The 18,919-nt window shown below is 40.8% G+C and carries 22 protein-coding genes; 8 read left to right on the forward strand and 14 right to left on the reverse strand.

Annotated elements, in window-relative coordinates; all coding sequences use genetic code 11:
• Positions 1–53: 53 nt before the first annotated feature.
• Complete coding sequence (locus tag ICJ55_RS00485; protein ID WP_188156857.1) at positions 54–461, forward strand: hypothetical protein; 408 nt, start codon at positions 54–56, stop codon at positions 459–461.
• A 92-nt stretch (positions 462–553) separates the two neighbouring features.
• Here the strand turns inward: ICJ55_RS00485 and lysM are convergent, their stop codons facing one another.
• Positions 554–997, reverse strand: a complete 444-nt coding sequence (lysM, locus tag ICJ55_RS00490) for a peptidoglycan-binding protein LysM (RefSeq protein WP_188156858.1) — start codon at positions 995–997, stop codon at positions 554–556.
• A 239-nt stretch (positions 998–1,236) separates the two neighbouring features.
• Here lysM and ICJ55_RS00495 point away from each other — a divergent pair, with 239 nt between their 5' ends.
• The 5 genes from ICJ55_RS00495 (at position 1,237) to ICJ55_RS00515 (ending at position 6,675) form a co-directional block, all read left to right on the forward strand.
• The gene (locus ICJ55_RS00495; protein WP_188156859.1) at positions 1,237–1,674 is read left to right on the forward strand and encodes a DNA polymerase III subunit chi; all 438 of its coding nucleotides are present in this window, start codon (positions 1,237–1,239) and stop codon (positions 1,672–1,674) included.
• Positions 1,668–2,114, forward strand: coding sequence for a GNAT family N-acetyltransferase (locus ICJ55_RS00500; protein ID WP_188156860.1), 447 nt, complete (start codon positions 1,668–1,670; stop codon positions 2,112–2,114). Before ICJ55_RS00495 ends, ICJ55_RS00500 begins: the two co-directional genes overlap by 7 nt.
• A 273-nt stretch (positions 2,115–2,387) precedes the next feature.
• Positions 2,388–3,050 carry a hypothetical protein gene (locus tag ICJ55_RS00505; protein ID WP_188156861.1) on the forward strand — a complete coding sequence of 221 codons (663 nt, stop codon included), beginning with the start codon at positions 2,388–2,390 and terminating at the stop codon, positions 3,048–3,050.
• Positions 3,051–3,136: 86 nt separating this feature from the next.
• Positions 3,137–6,001: a valine--tRNA ligase gene (locus tag ICJ55_RS00510; protein ID WP_188156862.1), complete on the forward strand. Its 2,865-nt coding sequence runs from the start codon at positions 3,137–3,139 to the stop codon at positions 5,999–6,001.
• A gap of 92 nt (positions 6,002–6,093) precedes the next feature.
• Positions 6,094–6,675 (forward strand): hypothetical protein, encoded by a 582-nt coding sequence (locus tag ICJ55_RS00515; protein ID WP_188156863.1) that lies wholly within the window; start codon positions 6,094–6,096, stop codon positions 6,673–6,675.
• Positions 6,676–6,802: 127 nt separating this feature from the next.
• On the opposite strand, the gene ICJ55_RS00520 is transcribed toward ICJ55_RS00515, so the two are convergent.
• The 9 genes from ICJ55_RS00520 to nudE form a co-directional block, all read right to left on the reverse strand.
• Complete coding sequence (locus ICJ55_RS00520) at positions 6,803–7,396, reverse strand: GDSL-type esterase/lipase family protein (protein WP_188156864.1); 594 nt, start codon at positions 7,394–7,396, stop codon at positions 6,803–6,805.
• 129 nt (positions 7,397–7,525) lie between these two features.
• Entirely contained in the window at positions 7,526–8,980 is a 1,455-nt protein-coding gene (gnd, locus tag ICJ55_RS00525; RefSeq protein ID WP_188156865.1) for a decarboxylating NADP(+)-dependent phosphogluconate dehydrogenase, read from the reverse strand.
• Between the two features lie 126 nt (positions 8,981–9,106).
• Positions 9,107–9,553 carry a hypothetical protein gene (locus ICJ55_RS00530; RefSeq protein ID WP_188156866.1) on the reverse strand — a complete coding sequence of 149 codons (447 nt, stop codon included), beginning with the start codon at positions 9,551–9,553 and terminating at the stop codon, positions 9,107–9,109.
• 25 nt (positions 9,554–9,578) lie between these two features.
• Positions 9,579–10,271, reverse strand: coding sequence for an aspartate/glutamate racemase family protein (locus ICJ55_RS00535; protein WP_188156867.1), 693 nt, complete (start codon positions 10,269–10,271; stop codon positions 9,579–9,581).
• Entirely contained in the window at positions 10,268–10,618 is a 351-nt protein-coding gene (locus tag ICJ55_RS00540; RefSeq protein ID WP_188156868.1) for an avidin-fold protein, read from the reverse strand. The genes ICJ55_RS00535 and ICJ55_RS00540 overlap by 4 nt, the downstream gene beginning before the upstream one ends.
• 14 nt (positions 10,619–10,632) lie before the next feature.
• Positions 10,633–11,331: a 6-phosphogluconolactonase gene (pgl, locus tag ICJ55_RS00545; RefSeq protein ID WP_188156869.1), complete on the reverse strand. Its 699-nt coding sequence runs from the start codon at positions 11,329–11,331 to the stop codon at positions 10,633–10,635.
• A gap of 65 nt (positions 11,332–11,396) precedes the next feature.
• Positions 11,397–12,884, reverse strand: coding sequence for a glucose-6-phosphate dehydrogenase (gene zwf, locus ICJ55_RS00550; RefSeq protein ID WP_188156870.1), 1,488 nt, complete (start codon positions 12,882–12,884; stop codon positions 11,397–11,399).
• 77 nt (positions 12,885–12,961) lie between these two features.
• Positions 12,962–13,780 carry a 3'(2'),5'-bisphosphate nucleotidase CysQ gene (cysQ, locus tag ICJ55_RS00555; protein WP_188156871.1) on the reverse strand — a complete coding sequence of 273 codons (819 nt, stop codon included), beginning with the start codon at positions 13,778–13,780 and terminating at the stop codon, positions 12,962–12,964.
• Between the two features lie 23 nt (positions 13,781–13,803).
• Positions 13,804–14,364, reverse strand: coding sequence for an ADP compounds hydrolase NudE (gene nudE / locus ICJ55_RS00560; RefSeq protein ID WP_188156872.1), 561 nt, complete (start codon positions 14,362–14,364; stop codon positions 13,804–13,806).
• Positions 14,365–14,451: 87 nt separating this feature from the next.
• On the opposite strand from nudE, the gene hslR reads away from it, so the two are divergent.
• Complete coding sequence (hslR, locus tag ICJ55_RS00565) at positions 14,452–14,868, forward strand: ribosome-associated heat shock protein Hsp15 (protein ID WP_188156873.1); 417 nt, start codon at positions 14,452–14,454, stop codon at positions 14,866–14,868.
• A 156-nt stretch (positions 14,869–15,024) separates the two neighbouring features.
• The gene (hslO, locus tag ICJ55_RS00570; protein ID WP_188156874.1) at positions 15,025–15,918 is read left to right on the forward strand and encodes an Hsp33 family molecular chaperone HslO; all 894 of its coding nucleotides are present in this window, start codon (positions 15,025–15,027) and stop codon (positions 15,916–15,918) included.
• 76 nt (positions 15,919–15,994) lie between these two features.
• Here hslO and hisIE read toward each other — a convergent pair whose 3' ends face one another.
• From hisIE to hisA, 4 genes are all read right to left on the reverse strand, one after another.
• Positions 15,995–16,630 (reverse strand): bifunctional phosphoribosyl-AMP cyclohydrolase/phosphoribosyl-ATP diphosphatase HisIE, encoded by a 636-nt coding sequence (gene hisIE, locus ICJ55_RS00575; RefSeq protein WP_188156875.1) that lies wholly within the window; start codon positions 16,628–16,630, stop codon positions 15,995–15,997.
• A gap of 97 nt (positions 16,631–16,727) precedes the next feature.
• A complete protein-coding gene (locus tag ICJ55_RS00580) occupies positions 16,728–17,315 on the reverse strand; it encodes a hypothetical protein (RefSeq protein WP_188156876.1) in 588 nt (195 codons plus the stop codon).
• Between the two features lie 58 nt (positions 17,316–17,373).
• Complete coding sequence (gene hisF, locus ICJ55_RS00585) at positions 17,374–18,147, reverse strand: imidazole glycerol phosphate synthase subunit HisF (protein ID WP_188156877.1); 774 nt, start codon at positions 18,145–18,147, stop codon at positions 17,374–17,376.
• The gene (gene hisA, locus ICJ55_RS00590) at positions 18,129–18,878 is read right to left on the reverse strand and encodes a 1-(5-phosphoribosyl)-5-[(5-phosphoribosylamino)methylideneamino]imidazole-4-carboxamide isomerase (RefSeq protein ID WP_188156878.1); all 750 of its coding nucleotides are present in this window, start codon (positions 18,876–18,878) and stop codon (positions 18,129–18,131) included. Before hisA ends, hisF begins: the two co-directional genes overlap by 19 nt.
• Between the last annotated feature and the right edge of the window lie 41 nt (positions 18,879–18,919).

Consider the following 18,919-nt stretch of genomic DNA (forward strand, 5'->3'; position numbering starts at 1 on the left):
AGCCAATACATTGTAAAATGTATTGGCTTATTTTTTAATTTAAGGAACTCGGAATGAAAAAAACAATTTTGTCTTTATTAGTATTAGGCACAACAATAACGCTTGCAGCTTGTGATCAAGCAAAAGAAGCAACACAAGCTACCGTAAACAAAGCAGCTGAAGTGAAAGAAACCGTTGCGGAAAAAGCAGCAGAAGTTAAAGAGGCTACGAAAGAAGCTGTACAAGCAACCGCAGACAAAGCAGAGGCTGCTAAAAATGCTGTAGCCGAGAAAGCGTCTGAAGTAAAAGTAGTTGCTGAAGCAAAGATGGAAGAATTAAAAGAAGCTGCTAAAGATGCTGTACAAACAGTTTCAGATAAAACAGATGCCGCTAAAAATGTTGTAGTTGAAAAAGCAGCTGAGTTAAAAGAAGTAACCGAAACAAAAGCTGAAGAGGTGAAACAGGCGGTAGAAAACAAATAATACTATCACTTAAAAGCTCTGCAATCGCAGAGCTTTTTAATAAACTGTTAGATAAAAAGAGCTAAACTTTCACAAGTTTAGCTCTTTCTTAATTATAAACCTTTTGGAATACGGATTTTCTGCCCCGGGAAGATTTTATTTTCGTCTTTAATTACTTCTTTATTCGCTTCCACAATCGCTTTATATTTTGCACCGTTGCCGTATGCTTTCGTTGCGATTTCCCATAAAGTATCACCTTTTTGGATAACGTAAAACTCATCATCGCCGGCTAACTGCTCTTCTCTTGCAAGTTGTAAGGCATCAATATTCACGTTAGTAATACCGGCTACGTTACCTGCCATCAACACCGCTTTCTCAACAGCGGCTGCACTTGAAGCAATACCGGAAATTTTTGCTACACCGTTTTCAACCATTACGTTCACATTTTCAACGCCCGGATTATCTTCCGCCAAATGCTCCGTTACCGCTTTTGACGCATCTTCTTCTTTGTTAAATAATTTACGACCAATGTCGCCTACAAAATCAAATAAACCCATAGTAAGTTCCTTATAAAATAGCCAAGTGGGAGAGATATTCTACACAATTTCCAACTACTGAAATAGTGCATTGTTTCTTTAGAGGCGATAAAATGGAATTAGTTCCGCCACTCAAACAAATACAAGCGGTGCTTTTTCTCATATTTTTTGCAAAAAATGCCGCTTAGATTTTATATTTCCCTGATTTTCAGCTAAAATCTACTGTTTAAGTATATCAATATATTGTTTAGGAATATGCTGTGAAACAAGTGCAATTTTATCTTCTAAGCCAAACCGATTCAGCCAATATTTCAGCCGCTGAAGCTCAGGCTTGTGAACTTGCAGCTCAAGCGTGGCGATTAGGTAAACGAGTGCTTATTGCCTGTGAAACAGAACAACAAGCCTTCAATATTGATGAAGCACTTTGGGCAAGAGATCCTGTTTCTTTCGTACCGCATAATTTATCGGGTGAAATTACTACTTACCCAACGCCGATTGAAATTTCTTGGAAAGGTAAACGCAATGCACAGCACCGGGATTTATTGATTTCCCTGCAAACCGAACTGCCTGATTTTATTAACAGTTTCAATCAAATTATTGATTTTGTGCCGGTGGAAGAAACTGCCAAAGCACAAGCACGCGAACGCTATAAACAATATCGCCAATTAGGCTGGCAATTGGAAACCGTGCAATGCTAAACACAATAAATTGGCAAACTAAAACCTTTGAGCAACTTTCCACCCAAGAGCTATTTGAAATCTACAAACTCCGCACTGCGGTGTTTGTAGTCGAGCAAAATTGCCCTTATCAAGAGGTAGATGATAAAGACCTACAGGCAATGCATTTCTTTGCAAAAAACTCAAACAATTTGACCGCTTACTGCCGCCTAATTCCAAGTGATGACGGTGTACATATCGGCAGAGTGCTAGTCATAAAAGAACAGCGTGGTGCAGGCTTGGCAAGGGAATTAGTGCAAAAAGCGATGGAGTATTGCCGAGAACATTTCCCTGCTCAACCGATCCACGCCCAAGCTCAAAGTTATCTGCAAGGGTTTTATGAGAGTTTTGGCTTTAAAGCGATGTCTGATGTGTATTTGGAAGATGGGATACCGCATTTGGATATGGTATGTTCTGTCTAACACGAGCCGTGCTAGGCTCGATAATCCCAGTTCCTCCGGAGCTGAAAGTTAGAAAAAACAAAGAGCCTCAGAGTGGCTCGGTTATGCCTAACCCTACACGGCTCTTGTGGGGTGACAAGCGGTTGGATTTAGGCAGAATTTTGCAAAAAATTACTCAAAACAGACCGCTTGTAAAATACCAAACGATAGTGCTCGTCTCTGACGGATGCTTAAATAAATAGGCACTCATCAGAGACGAGAGCCATCGCAGATTTTGTAACAGATATTATAAAAATGAAAAAGAATAGGAAAAAGTCTGAAAAAGTTATTGATACCCATAAAGAAGGGCATAGTTTCATACAGTTAATAAAAAATAACAAAATTCCTATTATTCTTATATCTGCAATATGGAGTATCTTCACAACTGATATTTTAGAACGCATCGCAAACATGCCTATTATTTGGAAAAATTTCGAGGAGAATTACCTATATAATAAAAAACTGGGTGGTTTATGGTCTACAAATACAAATTATATTATCGACTATAAATTATTGAATATACCTGAAAATCAACCAGGAGTTATTATTGAGTTAATGATTGATAAAGAAGATAACTCAATTGTAGGAGAAATGATTTCAGCCGATCTGTGTAAGTTAGTACCTTTAACATGGGGCTTTAGATTGGAAAGTTCTAAACCAACATTACTAAATCTTATTTTTGATAGAGAGTTGAAATTGAGTTATCTTGTTAATGGGGGATATACTGAGTTATCAACATTTAAAATTAAAGAAATCAATAGTAATCTGGGAACACTAACATTAAGTACGAAAGAAGATAAAACTGGTATATTTCCTCCGACAATCAAATTAATCAATTTCTCATCCAGTATAGAAGATGAGATTAAAGAGGTTGAGCAAAGTTGTGTAAACAGCAAAAAGCAACTTGGGAAAAAATAGAAAAAAAGTAAGAGGAATAATAAATCCCTAAGTAATCCCCTAATGAGAGAGATAATTTTAAAATTATTAAACAAGAGAAAAAATAAATGACAAAACAATTCACAATGGAAGACCGTTTTAACCCTTCCGCCGTAGAGCAAGCACTCTACCAACACTGGGAATCGCAAGGCTATTTTAAACCGAGCGAAGATTTATCCGCACCAAGCTACTGTATCGCTATTCCGCCGCCGAATGTAACCGGCTCGTTGCATATGGGGCACGCTTTCCAGCAGACGTTGATGGATACCTTAATCCGTTTCAACCGTATGGAAGGCAATAACACCCTTTGGCAAGCGGGGACTGACCACGCAGGGATTGCGACCCAAATGGTGGTGGAGCGTAAAATCGCTGCCGAAGAGGGTAAAACCCGCCACGATTATGGTCGTGAAGCCTTTATCAACAAAATCTGGGATTGGAAAGCCTATTCGGGCGGTACGATCAGCCAGCAAATGCGTCGCTTAGGCAACTCGATTGACTGGGATCGTGAGCGTTTTACGATGGACGAGGGCTTGTCTAATGCGGTGAAAGAAGTGTTTGTTCGCTTACACGAAGAAGGCTTGATTTACCGTGGCAAACGCTTGGTAAACTGGGATCCGAAACTGCACACTGCTATTTCTGATTTGGAAGTGGAAAATAAAGAGAGCAAAGGCTCGCTCTGGCACTTCCGCTATCCGCTTGCCAACGGGGCGAAAACCGCGGATGGCTTAGATTATTTGGTGGTGGCGACTACTCGCCCTGAAACGATGTTGGGCGATACAGCGGTAGCGGTTCACCCGGAAGATGAGCGTTATCAATCGCTGATTGGTAAAACGGTAATCCTACCGCTTGCCAACCGTGAAATCCCGATTATTGCCGATGAATATGTGGATCGTGAATTTGGTACAGGCGTAGTGAAAATCACCCCTGCCCACGACTTCAACGACTACGAAGTGGGCAAACGCCACAGCTTGCCGATGGTGAATATCCTGACCTTAAATGCCGATATTCGTGCGGAAGCAGAGATTATCGGCACGGACGGCAAACCGCTTGCCGGCTATGCCGCCCCAATCCCTGCCGACTATCAAGGCTTAGAGCGTTTTGTGGCTCGTAAGAAAATTGTTGCCGATTTTGAAGCGTTGGGCTTACTCGATCAAATCAAACCGCACGACTTAAAAGTGCCTTATGGCGACCGTGGCGGTGTGCCAATCGAGCCGATGCTAACCGACCAATGGTACGTTTCTGTTAAGCCTTTGGCGGAAGTGGCGACCAAAGCGGTGGAAGACGGCGAAATCCAATTCGTACCGAAACAGTACGAAAATCTCTACTTCTCTTGGATGCGTGATATTCAAGACTGGTGTATCTCTCGCCAACTTTGGTGGGGACACCGTATCCCTGCGTGGTATGACGAGCAAGGCAATGTCTATGTCGCCCGTGATGAAGCGGAAGTGCGTGCGAAGCATAACTTATCTGCGGATTTAGCATTAAAACAAGATGAAGACGTGTTAGATACTTGGTTCTCATCGGGTTTATGGACGTTCTCGACCCTTGGCTGGCCGGAGCAGACCAAAGAACTCAAAATGTTCCACCCGACCGATGTGTTAATTACTGGTTTTGACATCATCTTCTTCTGGGTGGCTCGTATGATTATGTTCACGATGCACTTCATCAAAGATGAAAACGGCAAACCACAAGTGCCGTTCAAAACCGTGTATGTAACGGGCTTAATCCGTGATGAGCAAGGGCAAAAGATGTCGAAATCGAAGGGTAACGTACTTGACCCGATTGATATGATTGACGGTATTTCCCTTGACGATCTGTTGGAAAAACGCACCGGCAATATGATGCAACCGCAACTTGCCGAGAAAATTGCCAAAGCAACCCGCAAAGAGTTCAGCGAAGGCATTGTGGCACACGGTACGGACGCTCTGCGTTTCACGCTTACCGCCCTTGCGAGCAACGGCCGTGACATCAACTGGGATATGAAACGCCTAGAAGGCTACCGCAACTTCTGCAACAAATTGTGGAATGCTAGCCGTTATGTGCTGACCAACGACAAGTTGGATTTAAGCGAAGGCGAAGTGGAATACAGCCTGGCGGATCGTTGGATTGAAAGCCAATTCAACCGTGCGGTGGAAACCTTCCGCACCGCACTCAGCCAATACCGTTTCGACTTAGTGGCAAATGCGATCTACGAATTTACTTGGGATCAATTCTGCGACTGGTACTTAGAACTGACCAAACCGATCTTCTTCAAAGGCACAGATGCACAACGTCGTGGTGCAAGCCGTACACTGGTGAATGTGTTGGAAAAATTACTGCGTTTAATCCATCCGGTAATGCCGTTCATCACCGAAGAAATCTGGCAAAAAGTGAAAGGCTTTGTCGGCATTGAAGCGGATACTATTATGTTGCAAAAATTCCCACAATTTGACCCGCTTGCGATTGACGAACAAGCCGAAAACCAAATCAACTTCATTAAAGAAGTGATTGTGGCAGTGCGTAATATTCGTGCAGAAAGCAACATTGCCCCAAGCAAAGGCTTAGACCTGATCGCCCGTAACTTCTCAGCGGATGAAGTCGCAATTCTCAATGCGAACGAAGTATTGCTCAAATCAATGGCAAAACTTGATAGCGTGAAAGTGCTGGAAAATGGCAAGAACGCACCGTTATCGGTGGCGAAATTGGTCGCAAACGGCGAAATCCTGATCCCAATGGCAGGCTTTATCAATAAAGAAGCTGAGTTATCTCGTTTAACCAAAGAGATGGATAAACTCAAAGGAGAAGTGGCTCGCATCGAAGGCAAACTTTCCAACGAAGCCTTTGTGGCAAAAGCCCCAGAGCAAGTTATCGCCAAAGAGCGTGAAAAAATGCAAGAGTATCTGAGTGGATTAGAGAAATTGCAGGTGCAGTATCAAGAAATTGAAGCATTGTAATTGATTAACAAGCGGTGGATTTTGTAAAATTTTGCAAAAATCTGACCGCTTGTTTATTTTTAAAGTATTTATTTAACTAAAGGGCTCACACTATGTGTAAAAAATTATTTCTCTTTCCTATTATTCTTTTATCTTTATTAACAGGCTGTACAAATAGTATATCAACATTTTCAGCCCCTGATCTTAATGAAAAAGGCATAGTGCTTTTATCAGTAACAGATAGAGGGCTTTTTGCATCTACCGGTGTTATATTTTCTGTTGAAGCTAATCAAACGAAAGAGCGATTAGTCGTTAAGGATTTCCCTATTGCTCTTCCTACCCAAGCGAAAGTGAAAAAATTCTTTGGAGCATTCGCATTACCAGAAGGTAATTATAAATTCACCTCTTATCGTTTTATTCAAACCGCAGGTACACCAATTAAAGAACCAAACGAGCCATTAACTTTTACAGTGAAAAAAGGTGAGATCGTTTATATCGGTAATTTTGATGTTACTCGTTTCTTGGAAAGTGGGATCTTTCGTGATAAATACGATGAAGATATTACGACATTTAAATCAGAATATTCTTGGCTAAATGGATTAAATATCAAAAAAGAGCTTATTCAACCTGTTTGGTGGTCTTCGGAAGAAGGTAAGAAAATGAGAGAGAAAATGGAAAAATCTCAGAATAAGTAATTATGAAATGTAAGAATATCTCTGTAGATCAGAGAAATTGAAGCATTGTAATTGATTAATAAGTGGTCAGAATTTTGTAAAATTTTGCAAAAATCTGACCGCTTGTTCTTTTAGTATTTAACGAAAACTATAAATTCGCTTCCAAAATTGCTTCTAAACGATCATAGCCAGCCTGAGTGAAATGCAAGCCATCGTGGCATAAATTAAGGTCTAACTTGCCTTCTTCGTTTTCAAAATGGGTCCACGTTTTCACATAAGTGAGATCTGCCGGGCAATTCGCCTCAAAATAGGCATTCATCTCTCGAATTGGTGGATTATCCGTTGTCGCAATGTTATTTACCGGAGTTGCTTCAAGTAAAAAATAGCGAGAGTCCGGTGAAATTGCTTTTAAGCCTGCTACAATTTCCTTAATCCAATCTAACACTTGTTTTGGTGAATAGTCTGGCTCTTTTACGATATCGTTCACGCCAAGGAAAATAAAGACGTTTTTACCCACATATTTAATGCGGTTTGGCTTAATAATCACATCTAAATATTGGCGAGTACTCGTACCAGACAAGCCTAGATTTGCCACACTTTGTCCGGCTAAATTTGGCGTACCATTTTCCATATCGCCCCACATATCAAACAGAGAGTGGCCGATAAGGCTGATATCTGCACTTTTGTTAAATTCCGCTTCTTTGGTTTGATAGCGATTAAAAATATCTTGATCGGTAAGCATAGGTTCTCCTTACATAGAGTTGGAATATTGCTCCATTATTATACACCTTTAGAAATATTTACTCCAATAACTATTGAAAAAATCTTAAGAAAAAAGCCACTTAATACATTAAGTGGCTTTAAAAATTAATTAAACATCATAAGTGGTTGAAGCAGTATTACCACCACGACCTGTCCAGTTGGTGTGGAAGAACTCACCGCGTGGTTTGTCAGTACGCTCATAAGTGTGAGCACCGAAGTAGTCACGTTGAGCTTGGAGTAAGTTTGCCGGTAAGCGATCTGAAGTATAACCATCTAAGAACGTAATTGCAGATGCCATACAAGGAACAGGTAAACCAATCTCAATTGATTTAGCCACTACTTTACGCCAATCTGCTAAGCAGTTTTCTAAAATTTCTTTAAAATATGGATCTGAACCTAAAAATACTAAGTATGGATTAGCTTCATACGCATCACGAATGTTACCTAAGAATCGGCTGCGGATAATACAACCTTCACGCCATAATAACGCTGTACCACCGTAGTTAATATCCCAACCAAATTGCTCAGATGCTTCACGAATTAACATAAAGCCTTGTGCGTAGGAGATAATTTTTGAAGCCAATAACGCACGGCGAACTGCTTCTACCCACTCTTTTTTATCACCTTCAACTTTACCGATGATTTTGTTGAATAATCTTGAAGCCGCCACCCGCTGATCTTTAAATGCAGATACACAACGAGCAAATACAGATTCTGTGATTAAGGTTAATGGAATACCAAAATCAAGGGCGTTGATACCAGTCCATTTGCCAGTACCTTTTTGACCTGCAGTATCAAGAATTTTTTCAACTAATGGCTCGCCATCTTCATCTTTATAAGCAAGAATATCAGTGGTGATGTCAACTAAATAACTGTCTAATTCGGTATTTTTCCACTCTTTAAAGATTTCGTGCATTTCATCGTAGCTCAAACCTAAACCATCTTTTAAGAATTGGTAAGCCTCACAGATCAACTGCATATCGCCATATTCGATACCGTTGTGGACCATTTTCACGAAATGACCTGAACCATCACGACCAACCCAATCACAGCAAGGCTCGCCTTTGTCGGTTTTCGCTGAAATTGCTTGGAAAATCGGTTTTACATACGGCCACGCAGACTCATCACCACCCGGCATAATAGATGGTCCGTGTCTTGCCCCTTCTTCACCACCTGAAACACCTGACCCGATAAAGCGAATACCTTTTTCAGCTAAGGCTTGCACACGGCGATTGGTATCCGGATAATTTGAGTTACCGCCATCAATAATAATGTCGCCTTCTTCTAAGTGTGGCACTAAGGCATCAATAAATTGATCAACCACCTCACCCGCACGCACCATTAGCATTACACGGCGTGGTTTTTCCAATTTCGCTGCTAAATCTTCTAATGAATACGCTCCGATGATGCTAGTATCTTTCGCAGGACCTGCTAAAAACTCATCAACTTTTGAAGTAGTGCGGTTATACGCCACCACTTTAAAGCCATTGTCGTTCATATTCAAAATTAAGTTTTGACCCATTACCGCTAAACCGATAACGCCGATATCGCCTTTTACTGACATTGTTTGCTCCTGTTGTTTTTGATTCTTGCAAGCGGTTAAATTTGTAAAATTTTTTGCAAATTTGACCGCTTGTAAATATAGCTTTATTCCTATTACAACTAGAAAAATCTATAGATTTAATTTAATTTAATTTATCTTAAATAACTTATTAATATCTGAAAATAACTCTTTTTCTGCTTTCTTATTGTCTTTATCATTCGCATCTTCTTTTAGATACCACTTAATTATATCTAATTCTGCACTATGTCCATAAAATAACGATGCATATTTCTCGATCATTTTGTAACCTTTGCCTTTAGTTCTAGATGTTCCAAAAATAAAATCGCAACATTGATTATTTAATTCATATAGGCTGGAGCGAATTTCTTCCTCACTATCTCCAGCCGAATAAATTCCTATACGTTGATTATCTTTGTTCTTAAAAACGGCTAAGAAATCAATACCGTTACTATGACGATAAAAATAAACTAATTGTTCTAAAAAAAGGGCACTCATCTGTCTAAATATACGATTGAAAGTGGTTGTTTTACCTGTATCAGCACTTCCCATTAAGATAAACATCTTCTTAGACATATTTCCTCACTTATTAAATATACCACTATTCTCCTAAAACAAAATCCACCGCCATTTGACTATGTAATTCTGCAGTATCGAAAAACGGTAATTCGCAGTCTGATTGTTGAATTAATAAGCCAATCTCGGTGCAACCCAAAACCACGCCCTCAGCCCCTTGCTTGCTCAGTTGCTTGATCGTTTCAAGATAAAATGCTTTGGAAGTTGATTCGATTTTTCCCAAACATAATTCATCAAAAATAATGCGGTGGATTTCTTTTTGTTTGGCTTCATCCGGCACAATCGGCGTAATGCCACGCTCTCTTAAACCATCACGATAAAAATTATCACTCATTGTAAACTGTGTGCCAAGTAAAGCAATTTTGCTCAATCCTTTTGCTTGAATGTTATCTGCAACACAATCTAAAATATGCAAAAATGGAACAGAAATATTATCACTAATCTGTTTCGCTACTTTGTGCATTGTATTAGTGGCAAGCAAAATGCCCTCCGCTCCGGCTTGTTCTAATAACTTCGCTTGCTCCGCGAGCATTTCACCTGCACGTTGCCAATTACCTTGTTTTTGATGTTGAACAATTTCTTGAAAATTGACACTTGAGATGAGCATTTTTGCACTGGAATTTCCACCCAATACTTGGTTTACTGCACGGTTGATATTCAAATAATAAGAGACCGTACTTTCGGCACTCATTCCACCTAAAATTCCGAGTGTTTTCATAAGATTTCTGTACTATTTATCTCTATAATTTGCGATTGCCCGATTTCCAATGTATCAAGCCATTGCCAATGCTCACGCCCAACCAATTTTCCATTATCTATAGAAAATGTAGTTACACAACGCCCAAGACGATTTTCTAACTGCTGATTTAAATGCTGGTAGTTAAACTCAATTTGGCAATCTGAAATCCATTTACCAATTAAAAACCCTCTTAAAATCTCACCGCCTTGATATTCTGCCCAGATCATTTTATCTTGCTGAAAATAGTGGAAACGAGTTTGATCATTTACCTCTCCACTTTCACTATTTTGCACGGCAGTAAAGATTTTATTGTTAAGGTTAAACATCACTAAAACTTCCGTTAAAGATTTTGAGCAGCATCACCATCCAAATACCACTCCGTTATACCGTCTTTCGCTTTAATTTTTGCTGCCGGATAAGGTAAATCTTCTGCCGGTGTAGTTTGAATTTCTTTTAAAATCTCTGCTTTTGAGCTGCCTGTTACCAAATAAGTAATACGTTTGGCTTTTTCAATTAGTGAAGCGGTTTTAGAAATACGAATTTGCCCTGTTTCAGGGTGTTTAGCAATTACCGCCACGTTTTGATCATCAAAATCAGTTTGATGTGGGAAAAGCGAGGCAGTATGCCCATCTGTTCCCATTCCTAAAATAATCCAATCGAAGGATAAATCTGGCACGCAAGCGGTCAATTCTTGTGAAAATCTTGCAAGCTCTTGCTCCACATTCTCTTCGCCACGAATACGGTGGATATTTTCAGTTGGAATGTTGATATGATCGAATAATAACTTTTGCACTTCGCCATAATTGCTTTCCGGATCGGTTGGGTGAACCATACGATCATCGCCCCACCAAAAATGTAAGTTTTGCCACTGAATTTCGGTGTTAAATGGGACTTGTGCCAAGGTTTTAAATAATAATTTTGGCGTTGAGCCACCGGAAAGCGAAATATGTACTGGGCGATTTTGTTCGCTGTAGGTTTTAAATTCTTCGGCAATTTGTTCAACGGCGGCTTGGGCGGTTTCAAAAATTTTAGTTTGCATATATTTTACTCTGATGATATTTACGGGCGGACACATCGGTTCGCCCCACGATATTCTAAGAAAAACTATACCTTTTTCTTTAAAGTACCGGAAGGTTTACGCCACACTTTACCATGTTTAGCGATTAATTTATCCGCCTGTGTCGGACCCCAAGTGCCTGATTCATATTCATAAACACGCCCTCGATTGGCTTTATAAGCTAAAATCGGTTGAACAAATTTCCAACAAGCGTGTACTGCATCGGTACGGGCAAATAAAGTCGCATCACCTTTTAACGCATCTAATAATAGACGCTCATAAGCAGTTAAGAGGCTTGATGTTGAACTTAAATCCGAATAGCGGAAATCCATTGACACTTCTTTTGCTTCAAAGCCTGCCCCCGGTTTTTTCAAGCCGAAACGCATTGAAATACCTTCATCCGGTTGAACACGAATAATCAATTTATTTTCCGGTGCATTTTGGCTAAATACCGGGTGTGGCGTGGTTTTAAAATGAATGACTATTTCCGTTACACGCGTTGGCAAACGCTTACCTGTACGTACATAAAAAGGCACACCAGCCCAACGCCAGTTATCAATTTCACATTTTACTGCCATAAAAGTTTCGGTATTAGAATCTTCAGGTACGCCTTTTTCTTCTAAGTAAGCAGGTACATCTTTGCCATCAACCATACCACGTCCATACTGCCCTAATACAACATTATGTTTTACATCTTCTTCGGTTAAAGGGTGCAAGCAATGTAGCACTTTTGCTACCTCATCACGCATTGAGTTAGCGTTGATAATTGCCGGAGGTTCCATTGCCACCATCGCTAATACTTGCAATAAGTGGTTTTGGAACATATCACGCATTGCCCCAGAATCATCATAGTAACCGCCACGGTCTTCCACGCCGATAGATTCCGCCCCTGTGATTTCCACATAATCAATAAAATTGCGGTTCCAAAGCGGTTCAAATAAGCCGTTTGAGAAGCGTAAAACCAATAGATTTTGTACTGTTTCTTTACCTAAATAGTGGTCGATACGGTAAATTTGATGTTCTGCAAAATTTTTGTGAATTTGAATATCTAGCTTTTTCGCAGTTTCAATATCGTAACCAAAAGGTTTTTCTACAATAATACGCTTCCACCCCTTTTCTTCTGTGGTTAAACCGTGAGTAGCCAAACACTCGGGAATAGTGCCGTATAAACTCGGCGGGGTTGAAAGATAATAAAGTGTATTACCTTCTGTTTGGTATTTTTCGTGTAATTCATCAAGACGAGGAAGTAATTTGGCATAATCTGCCGCATCAGAGGTATTTAATGCTTGATAATAAAGGTGTTCACAGAATGAATCTAATTCTTCTCCTTCCGCTTTTTCAAATTTTACTAAGGCATCACGCATTTTTTTACGGAAGGTTTTATCGGTTAAATCTGAACGAGAAACACCTAATACGGAGAAGTGTTCGCCTAATCTTCCAATTCTGTATAAATTATAAAGTGCAGGAATCAACTTACGAAAAGTTAAATCACCTGACGCACCAAAAATGACCACGCAACTATTTTCAGCATTCATTTAATAATCCTATTCATTTTAATTGTTAAAATATTGTTGGGAACAAGATTATCATAAAAATTGTTAATGGGAATACCCTATTCGAATAAAAATATTTTATCCCAATTTAGCGAGTTATTTTTTACCATTACAAAGTAAGGATTAATAAAGGTTTCACGCTGATTATAGGTTAATGGAGCAAAATTAAAGTCAAAAACAGATCCGCCCACTTCATTGAGTAACACCTCAGCTACAGCGGTATCCCACTCACCTGTATCACCAAAACGAATGTAGCAATCAGCCTTACCTTCCGCCACTAGCCCTGCTTTTAAGCTACTTGAGCCATATTGAACAAACTGAGCTTCACGCCCTCCTATTGCTTGCAATGCTTTATCAGCGTGAATTTGACTGCCAACGGCAATCACTAACGGTTTGTCAAGTTGTAGTTCTGCTTTTACAAGCGGTCGAATTTCGTCCTGTTCTTGCAAAAATGCACCGCTTGCTTCCATCGCAAAATAGAGTTTATCTACGATTGGTGCATAAATTACGCCTAAAACGGGCTGATTTTTCTCGCCTCTTTTCTGTACTAAACCAATCACTATCGAAAACTGATCGGTACGATTAATAAACTGTTGTGTACCGTCTAACGGGTCAATAATCCAATATTCTTGCCATTGATTACGTTCAGACAAAGGGATATTACAGCTCTCCTCCGACAAAACAGGCACATCAGGCGTAAGTTGTTGTAAACGAGTAGTTAAAAATTGGCTGATAAACAAATCTGCCTCTGTAACTGGCGTATCATCTGCCTTAATTTTAACCTCTACCGAACGTGCATAAAATTGTTTTAAATGCTCGCCTGCCTCTTTCGCAAGAGCGATAACATTATCTAATAATTGCTGATTTAACATTTGCATTTTTGCCTCCGAAAGGCTTATTCTTATTTTTCTTCTAACCGATTTTCTTTTAAATAATCTCTTAGCATAAACAGAGCGGATAAATTTCTTGATTCTGCAAAAGCAGGATCCGCTAATAATTCATCAATTTTATCTAACGGATAACGCACAATTTCCAACGGCTCAGGCTCATCACCCTCTAATTGGGAAGGATACAAGTCTTCCGCTACAAAAACGTGCATTAAGCCGTACATATGGCTTGGCGAACTGTAAAGCGAACGCAGAAAATCCAACTTTTTCGCCCCAAAACCAATTTCTTCCTGCAATTCTCGATTAGCACTTTCCATTGGCTCTTCGCCTAAATCAACAATACCTTTAGGAAAACTTAACTCATAACGCTCAGAGCCAACCGCATATTCTTTAATCATAATCAGCTCGTTATGTTGAATAGGCATTACCAACACCGAAGAACGACGTTGGGGCGTTAAGCGTTCATAAACTCGTTCTTCACCGTTGGAAAACCGCAAATCCACCGCTTGTACCTCAAAAATACGAGTTTTCGCCAGGGTTTCTACCTTTAAAATTTCGGGAAGTTGTTTTTTCATTTTATCTCACCTTTTTGAGTTATTTTAGTTGAAAAATCACACTTTCGCTCTAATATTTCAACTATTCTTTTAATTTTAAGGCAGAAAATGAAAAATAAACACGAAAAAGCAGAAAATGAGAACGAAGTCCGCTTAGATAAATGGCTCTGGGCGGCTCGTTTCTACAAAACCCGCACCATTGCCAAAGCGATGATTGAAGGCGGTAAAGTACATTACAACGGACAACGGGCGAAAGTCAGCAAGATGGTTGAAGTGGGAGCAATCATCAAACTCCGCCAAGGCAATGAAGAAAAAGAGGTGGAAGTACTTACCTTAAGCGACCAACGCCGAGGAGCCCCTGAAGCCCAATTGCTCTACCAAGAAACGGAAAAAAGCGTGAAACACCGTGAGGCAATGGCGTTCGCCCGCAAAGCAAATGCACTTTCAATGCCTCACCCGGATCGCCGCCCAAACAAAAAAGAGCGACGGGATTTAATCAAATTCAAAGAACAAGAATTTAGCTAAACCGTTCAAATTAACCCTTGTAATTCCAAAAATTATCCTTATATTGTGAGGCAGCTAACCACGGTGGGCAATTTGCTCACCTTTTTAATTTTTACAAGCGGTGATTTTTTTACAAAATTTTACTAAAAACCGACCGCTTGCAGACTAGGAAACACAATGAGCTATACCAAAGACAACGACAAACTTTACCGCTACCTATTCAAAGACCGTGCAGTGCGTGGCGAATGGGTGCGTTTAAACAACACTTTTACCGAAACCTTGAATACCCACCACTATCCCAAAGCGGTGCAAAATTTATTGGGCGAGATGTTAGTCGCCACCAGCCTTTTAACTGCCACAATGAAATTTAACGGCACAATCACCGTGCAAATTCAAGGCGATGGTCCGTTAAAATTAGCGGTAGTGAACGGCAATGACCAACAACAATTACGAGCTTTAGCTCGTGTTCAGGCAGAGGTGGCTGATAATGCCACGCTTTCAGAAATGATTGGCAACGGCGTACTGGTGATTTCGATTATCCCAACTGATGGCGAACGCTATCAAGGTGTGATTGCCCTAGATAAGCCAACCATTCGTGAATGTTTGGAAGATTACTTCGAGCGTTCCGAACAGCTACAAACGCACTTGATTATCCGCAACGGTGAATATGAAGGCAAAGCGGTAGCAGGTGGAATGTTACTCCAAATTATGCCAGACGGCACAGGCAGCCGTGATGATTTCGAGCATTTAGCAACGCTCACCGAAACGGTAAAAGATGAGGAATTATTTGGCTTAACCGCAGAAGAATTGCTCTACCGTTTATACCACGAAGAACAAGTGGAAGTGTATCCGCCACAAGACACCGAATTTAAATGTGGCTGCTCAAGAGAACGCTCAGGCTCCGCATTACTTTTAGTGCCGGCAGATGAAATTGAAGAGATGTTAGCAGAAAAACAAGGCGTGATTGATATGCAGTGCGAATGCTGCGGCACGCAATATTTCTTCGACAAAGCAGCCATTGAGGGCTTTAGAGAAGAGGCAGAAAAATTAAGTGCATTAGGCTTAAATTAAGCTAACTCACCATAAACAAGCGGTCGAATTTTCCTGATTTTTTGCAAACTATTTCAGAAATTCGACCGCTTGTATTTTATTTATTTGAACCCTCAGGGTGCAAACCAATCCCCTTATGGCGTTCTTTCAATTTCGCATTCACATCCGCCCAAGAAAGCTCAGCATTGTGCAGCAACACCGTTAAATGATAAGCCAGATCCGCCACTTCGGATACCAACTCTTCCCGATCATTTGCCATTGCTGCAATCACAGATTCCACCGCTTCTTCCCCTACTTTTTGGGCGATTTTATGCGTACCTTTGGCGTAAAGTTTCGCAGTATAAGAACTTTCCGGATCAGCATTTTTACGCTCGGCGATCATTCGTTCTAATTTAGAGAAAAAGATCCAATCCGGCTGTTCTTGCTCAAATTGATGAAAACAGCTCTCCGCCCCCGTGTGGCAGGTTTCGCCGATGGGGTTAGCAAGGATGAGCAACGTGTCGTTATCGCAATCCAAGCTCATATCCACCACATTTAAAAAATTGCCCGATGTTTCGCCTTTCGTCCATAAACGTTGTTTGGTACGAGAGTAGAAAGTCACTCGTTTTTCGTTTAGCGTTTTTTCTAAAGCTTCTTCATTCATATAGCCAAGCATTAACACTTCGCAAGTTTGGGCGTTTTGGACGATAACGGGCAATAAACCATCCACTTTTTGCCAATCAATATTTTGCATTTTTTATTCCTTTTTTTGACCGCTTGCTGTCTCATACGAGACGTATAGGTTTATTTATAACTATCTAATTATTTAGTCATTATCTATGGGAAAGTCCCTACTTTAAAATAATTCCTATATTTCCATATTTTATATAACTGCCTAGAAAAGATGTTCTTTTCATAATTGAAATTTTTGACCCAACATTTACTCTTTCATACAAGCTACGACTATTTAAGGTTTCTCTGTTAAATTCTTTAGATACTATCCTTACATAGTGATATATGTGTGTATATTTTCCATAAGATCTATGAATCTCTTTATCATATACATCAGCTGTATATACTACGTTTCTACCAAGCTCTGCTGTGTAATGATAAGTAACGACTGGCATTAAGAAAATTGCTGGTATAATAGGTGCCAAAAATACTGAAATTACATCACCAAATAGATCATATTTTTCAAGTTCTTTTTCGTGTTGCTCTTGTTTTTTCTTTGAAAAATATCGTTTCTTTTCTAGCTGCTTATGATTTTTATAACCCATATAGATATGCTTGTAACTTGCCTTAATAATCCAAGGCAAAAATACAACATAAGAAATAATAAAGTACATCAATGTATGTTCTTCATCTATTTCATAAACACGCTCTAAATTTAGAACATAGATAAGAAAACATATCAAAAATAGACCAAGCAAATTTTTCATTTTTTAATACTTTTATATGTATTGAATATAAAGGTGCATTAGCAAATGCACCTTAAGATTATTTACGGATCTCAATCCCTTCCGCCGCCAAATACGCCTTCAACTCTCCAATATTGATAATCTGCTTGTGAAACACACTTGCCGCCAAAGCTCCATCAACCTGAGCATCAATAAAAGCATCACGGAAATGCACCATTTCGCCTGCACCGCCTGATGCAATCAGTGGCACATTGCACACGTCACGCACTTTTTTCAGTTGCACTAAATCATAGCCGTTACGCACGCCGTCTTGGTTCATCATATTCAGTACGATTTCGCCAGCCCCGCGTTTTTGCACTTCCGCCACCCAGTCAAGCAGTTGCCAGTTGGTTTGGCGAGTGCGTTTTTCATCGCCGGTGTATTGATTGACCCAGTATCTGCCGGTTTCTTTCTCGAACCAGCTATCAATGCCCACCACAATCGCCTGCACGCCAAAACGATCCGCCAAGCGAGAAATTAAATCAGGATCGGCAAGAGCCGGAGAGTTGATCGAGATTTTGTCTGCACCAAAGGCAAAAATCTGCTCCGCATCGGCAATGGTCTTAATCCCGCCCGCCACGCAGAACGGAATGTCGATCACCTGTGCTACACGCTCCACCCAGCTTTTATCCACCGTTCGACCGTCTGATGATGCCGTGATGTCGTAAAACACCAACTCATCCGCCCCTTCTTGGGCATAACGCTGAGCAAGCGGTACGATGTCGCCGATGATTTCGTGATTGCGGAACTGTACGCCTTTGACGACCTGCCCGTCACGCACGTCCAAACAAGGAATTATCCGTTTTGCCAACATTCGATTGCCTCCGCTACATTAAATTTGCCTTCTAACAACGCACGCCCCACAATCACGCCCGCCACGCCTGTGCCTTGTAAGGCAGCGATGTCGGCAAGTGAGCCGATACCGCCCGATGATTGGAATTCGATGTCGGGGTATTTGGTGCAGATTTCACGGTACAGCTCGACATTTGAGCCAGCAAGCGTGCCATCACGAGAGATGTCGGTGCATAAAACGTGCTGCAAGCCGACCGTTTGATAGTCTTCAATCAGCTCTTCGAGCGACACACCGCTTGCCTCTTGCCAACCGCTGATGGCGATGATTTTGTTGCCGTTTGGGTCGATATTCACATCCAACGCCAACACGAATTTCTCCGCACCATATTTTTTAAACCAGCCTTTGACTGTTTCACGCTCTTTGACCGCAGTAGAGCCAATCACCACACGGCTAGCCCCCACCGCCAATAAATCCGCCACATCTTGCTCGGTACGAATACCACCGCCGACTTGGATTGGGCAGTTCGTGGCGGCGATAATTTTGCCAATCAGTGCGGTCTGACGTTCGGCAGGATTTTTCGCCCCCGTCAAATCGACCAAATGTAACTGTTTTGCCCCCTGTGCCACATAATCGGCAAATTGGGCGATGGGGTCGTCGGTGTAGGTGGTCTGTTTGGCATAATCGCCTTGGTGCAATCGCACCACTTGCCCGTTGATTAAATCTAGGGCGGGGATAATTTGAGAGTGTTTCATGTTGTCTTCCTGTCTCCAGCACGAGCCGTGCTGGGCTGAAT

Origin of the sequence: Mannheimia bovis, assembly GCF_014541205.1 — a bacterium.
In the GTDB taxonomy this organism is placed as follows: Bacteria; Pseudomonadota; Gammaproteobacteria; order Enterobacterales; family Pasteurellaceae; genus Mannheimia; species Mannheimia bovis.